This window comes from Porcipelethomonas ammoniilytica (assembly GCF_025567485.1).
Lineage (GTDB): Bacteria > Bacillota > Clostridia > Oscillospirales > Ruminococcaceae > Porcipelethomonas > Porcipelethomonas ammoniilytica.
This window is the reverse complement of the sequence record NZ_JAOQKH010000044.1, coordinates 1-4,529: the sequence shown is the minus strand read 5'-3', so window position 1 is coordinate 4,529 and position 4,529 is coordinate 1. Positions and strand designations below refer to the sequence as shown.

6 protein-coding genes are annotated in these 4,529 nt (G+C 28.2%); 1 reads left to right on the top strand and 5 read right to left on the bottom strand.

The window, feature by feature from the left end; genetic code table 11:
* Positions 1-295 (top strand): DNA adenine methylase (locus OCV67_RS12790; RefSeq protein ID WP_147644329.1); only part of this gene is annotated, 295 nt, incomplete at its 5' end.
* A 133-nt stretch (positions 296-428) separates the two neighbouring features.
* Here the strand turns inward: OCV67_RS12790 and OCV67_RS12785 are convergent.
* The 5 genes from OCV67_RS12785 to OCV67_RS12765 form a co-directional block, all read right to left on the bottom strand.
* Positions 429-842 (bottom strand): protein-export chaperone SecB, encoded by a 414-nt coding sequence (locus OCV67_RS12785; RefSeq protein WP_147644328.1) that lies wholly within the window; start codon positions 840-842, stop codon positions 429-431.
* Between the two features lie 9 nt (positions 843-851).
* A complete protein-coding gene (locus OCV67_RS12780) occupies positions 852-1,166 on the bottom strand; it encodes a hypothetical protein (RefSeq protein WP_147644327.1) in 315 nt (104 codons plus the stop codon).
* A gap of 1 nt (position 1,167) precedes the next feature.
* Positions 1,168-1,695, bottom strand: coding sequence for a hypothetical protein (locus tag OCV67_RS12775; protein WP_147644326.1), 528 nt, complete (start codon positions 1,693-1,695; stop codon positions 1,168-1,170).
* Positions 1,696-2,328: 633 nt separating this feature from the next.
* The gene (locus OCV67_RS12770; RefSeq protein WP_147644325.1) at positions 2,329-3,648 is read right to left on the bottom strand and encodes a sensor histidine kinase; all 1,320 of its coding nucleotides are present in this window, start codon (positions 3,646-3,648) and stop codon (positions 2,329-2,331) included.
* Positions 3,645-4,352, bottom strand: a complete 708-nt coding sequence (locus tag OCV67_RS12765; RefSeq protein WP_147644324.1) for a LytR/AlgR family response regulator transcription factor — start codon at positions 4,350-4,352, stop codon at positions 3,645-3,647. Before OCV67_RS12765 ends, OCV67_RS12770 begins: the two co-directional genes overlap by 4 nt.
* Positions 4,353-4,529 lie beyond the last annotated feature (177 nt).

The following is a 4,529-nucleotide window of genomic DNA, read 5'->3' as shown; positions in this document are numbered from 1 at the left end:
TATTGAAAATGAAGATTTTGAAAAATTGATAAAGGTTTATGACCGTCCGAATGCACTTTTTTATTGCGATCCGCCGTACAATACTAAAGAAAAAATTTATAATAATCCGTTTACCCAAAATGACCACGAACGATTAAATAGATCTTTAAGCAATATTAAAGGACGTTTTATTCTCTCTTACAATGACGATGAATATATACGTGAATTGTACAAGGACTACAATATTACGGCTGTTGAAAGACAGAATAATCTTTCTAGCGGTACATATAAGGAACTTATCATAACAAATTATTGATGTATATTGATAATTCAAAAAAAGTGTGGTATAATTAATTTGCTGAAATAATTATGCCGCTGATACACAGTTAAGCCCGTTAGGAGAATTTCCTGACGGGTTTTTTGTTTATAAGTAAAAAAGTCCCTCGGACTTAAGTGTCTGAGGGTTTTTTTTCATGCTCTAATTCATTTGTAAAATCAATAAATGGTAGATAAAAAGTAGGAAACCTTGAAGAAGATGTAATTAGTGATATTATAGGTCTTATATATCCTGTTAATAGTACAGGGGCATTAACATGTAATAATTCATTTATCATTTTGTCTGGAACATCATCGATCCATGTAAATTTAGAACCCATTTTTATATTAATATAAAAAGGGTTATTTTCTTCATTACCAATTTCTAATTCTAAAGAAACAAATGCAGAAAAGTCCTTATTTTTATTTACAAATACTTCAAAATCCATTTTCATTTTTTTGAATTCTTGTATATTAAAATTTTCATTTTCGTTATAATTCATTTTTAATAAAACAGGATCTTGAAATTGGAAAAAACTTTCTTTCATATTAACTCCTTAAGCCACATAGCTTCCAAATTTATAAATATTAACTGTATTGTTATTATTTTTATAGTCAATATTTTCTTTTGATAATAAACAATTATCATTCTTATCCATAGGAATAATAACTTTTGAATAACTTATGTTTTTATAAAATAAAGAAGAGGCATAATTATTAAATAAATTGAAGCTTTCATCAACTGTATGTTCTATCCCATTTTCGTCAATAATAATAAGTTTATCTGTTGGCTTATTATTTAACTTAATTCCATTTTTTTCACATGCCTTTTTAAAGCGTTCGAAACTATTTCCATCTTTCTTTTTTTTCATATCAAACAACTCCTTTTATACTGCATATAGAATTATCGTATACGCACACTTGATATTCAATATATGGGATATTAAAATTGTCTAATTTTCCATTTAAATATGATGAATGTTTTTTATTAAACCCAGCAATAGTTAATTGTACATCATATTCTTCTCTTAACCAATCAAAAAAAGCACATCTTAACTTTTTTCCTGTTATTTTATCTGCCCCATTTTCTAATAAATAGTGATGAAATTCACAATATTGTTGATAAATCCAATTATAATCTTCAAGCAATCGAAGATCAATAACATAATCACGGTCATATGTTATCTCAGATTCAATGACGATAGGGTTTGTTATAGTATTACCAAAATTTTTATGTTCATTCGTAGCCCACCATTTTGCAAGTTCGTATTCAATAAAAAAATAAACGCCATTTCCTAACCAATGCTCATCATTTGTCTTACATTGAAAACCATCATTTAAAATACTATGTAGATATTTATTATCAGTTCCGTGATAAGCCGTAATCTTTGTTACTTCCATTTAAATGAACTCCATTATTATTTCATTTTTTACATTGTACCATTTTATACCAATTTTGTAAATATCTGGAAAAAATGTTGGCAAATTAACATAAATTTACTCGTTGAATTTTGTATAATTTTGTCAATTAATCTATAGTAATTAACATGAAATAAGTGTATTACTGTTCTGGCGTTCCAAATAATTATAATTCTTTTGGAGTTGGATGTCAATAAAAACAAAGATAATTATATATATTTTTTTAGCGAAAAATGTTTCTTTTCTATTCTTGACAATTTCTTTAAAATATGATATATTATTATGCACAAGGAAAAAATGTTATACATTTTTGCGGAGCGGGGGAGAAATATTTCGCTCTATTTTTTATAATTAAAGCGGCAGGATCTCTCCTTGCCGCTTTTTTTCATGTCTTTAAAAGTCACATTTCAAAACTTAAGCCTATCAGGAGTAATCCCGATAGGCTTTTTTTGTTTTATTAGGACTTGTTAAATTTTAGAAGTCTTATTTTCTTCACTCAATCCAGATTTGGTGTCAGTAACTTTCTGTCGGATATGCAATAGAAGTAAGGGTCACATTTGAAATGTTACCCTTTAGTACAAGGGTGCGATTTGAAATCATACCCTTAAAATAAAATTACGCCATCAACCATACACGAGCGACAAATTGCCCGTTCTCCTCAGTAAATTCAGTTTTGCCGTTGTATTTAGACGCTATGTCACGAATATTTTTAATACCATATCCATGAAATTTTTTATCCGATTTTGTAGTTTTAAGATTTTTATTTTCATTGATTACAGAAGTTTCTAATGAGTTTGTCACTGATATCAACAACAATTTTTTATTTTTAATTAACGATAATTTAATGTTAGAGTTTTCAATATTCTCACAGGCTTCAATTGCATTGTTTAATAAATTTCCTAAAACATTGCATAAATCCAGTTCATCAATATCAATATTTTCATTGAATTCATTGCAGGAAAATTCTATGCCCTTATTTTTACAGTCTGTTAATTTCATTTTAACAATGGATCGAACGGCCGCGTTGGAAATATGCACTTCTTTTACATCTTTTTCAGAATAAGCATTTAATAAATACTTTAATTTCTCTTCTGCCTTTTCTATTTCTCCATTTTCGAGTATTGATAATAGTGCAGCATAATTATTTTTAGTATCGTGGTTTAAAGAGAAGAGTCTATTTGTGCTATCTTTGAAATTATGAAATTCTCTTTGTAACATGTCGTTCATGTTTTGCTGAAGCTGCAAATACCCTTTTTCTTTTTTATTCACACCCGCCATATATAAAATAAAATATGTTAATGCAATACACGCAAATGCAATAATACTCGCCACCAACATAATAAATGGATTGTAAGTTTGCACAGATTTTTGAAATACAGCTAACCCTGCCATAAAGAATGCTGCGCAAATAAATAATAAAATGAACCACGATGGATTAGTTAGCCTGTAGTCAGTTGTTCTTTTTTGTTTTTCATAAAAAATTATTAATGCCTTTGTGGCAATAAAGTATAAAAGTTTTGTTGAAATTAGAATGCTTATCCTAATTGTTTCTTCTGAATAAATCATTGCTCCTAAATTCGATGAGTTTCCTATATGACTAGCAATCATTAATACCGGAGTATTAATTAAAAACAAAAGATAATTACTCAGAAAGGCAACATAACATTTAAAGAATACTGCACCGTTAAGAAATATACAAGAAAAAACTATGCATATTATCATTTCAAGCAATCCAGGAACAGTTTCTGCTATTGATGCAGGAATGATTTTTTCTAAAAATAAGCAGTCAATTATTGATGCAAATGTTAACAATAGAAATTTAGTAGCTCTATATTCATTTTTCTTAAATCCAAGTATTTTAGTAATAAAATATGTTATCATAACACATTCGCAAATTGAAGCAGATAGTTCCAAAACATTCATAAGAATTTTCACGTGGACATCAACTCCATATACCTATTTGTAACGTGCTGTTTCCTGTTCCTTGATATATCAAGTGTCATGTTATTGTCTAAAATGATTTTTTTATTCTCAAAAGACGAACGGTCAAAATTTACTAATATACTTTTATGAATTCGTACAAACCTGAAAAATGTGACGTTGTTCTCAATGTCTTTGAGCGAACTTTTTATGTATACAATTTTTCCACTATCTAAATAACACTCTATTTTTTTATCGCACGATTGTAAATATAGAATATTTGATATTTTTATTTTAATGATTTTCCCGTTATCTTCAGCATCAATTTCGGCAGAATTGTTTATTAAATGGTGTAATATCGAATCGAGCGCTTCCTGCAGTTTATGATCAATGTTTATTTTATATATGTAGCGATAGACACGAAGTTCAACAGCAACATCCCCGTAATTGATTTTGCTGGATATAAAAATTACTGGAATATTTTTGTGGCATTCCTTTAACTTTGCGACCACATCAGTTCCTTGCATAGTAGGCATTTCTATATCAAGTAAAATTAGGTCGTAAGCTACATTTTTAATAGAACAATTAGTAAATAGCGAAATTCCATTTAAATAAGTATCTATGCTATGAGAAATATTTTTGTCATTAAAATACTTGTTCACCAATTTTTTTAACTTATCAACGAAAATCGGTTCATCATCACATATGGCTATTTTCATTGCAAGCACCTCCTGAAATATATTATATCAAGAGGTAGGCGCTGTGTCTATCGGAAATTTATGGCGAAACGGTATTATGTACAGGTAGTATATTGAAACAAATACTTATATCCCACTTGTACATAATAATTTATAGAAAATCAATGTCTAAAAATAAATCAGAGATATCTTTTCTAT

Excerpts from the sequence above, each read along its gene's own strand:
- OCV67_RS12785 (WP_147644328.1), bottom strand. The coding sequence starts at position 842 with ATGAAAGAAAGTTTTTTCCAATTTCAAGATCCTGTTTTATTAAAAATG.
- OCV67_RS12780 (WP_147644327.1), bottom strand. The coding sequence starts at position 1,166 with ATGAAAAAAAAGAAAGATGGAAATAGTTTCGAACGCTTTAAAAAGGCA.
- OCV67_RS12775 (WP_147644326.1), bottom strand. The coding sequence starts at position 1,695 with ATGGAAGTAACAAAGATTACGGCTTATCACGGAACTGATAATAAATAT.
- OCV67_RS12765 (WP_147644324.1), bottom strand. The coding sequence starts at position 4,352 with ATGAAAATAGCCATATGTGATGATGAACCGATTTTCGTTGATAAGTTA.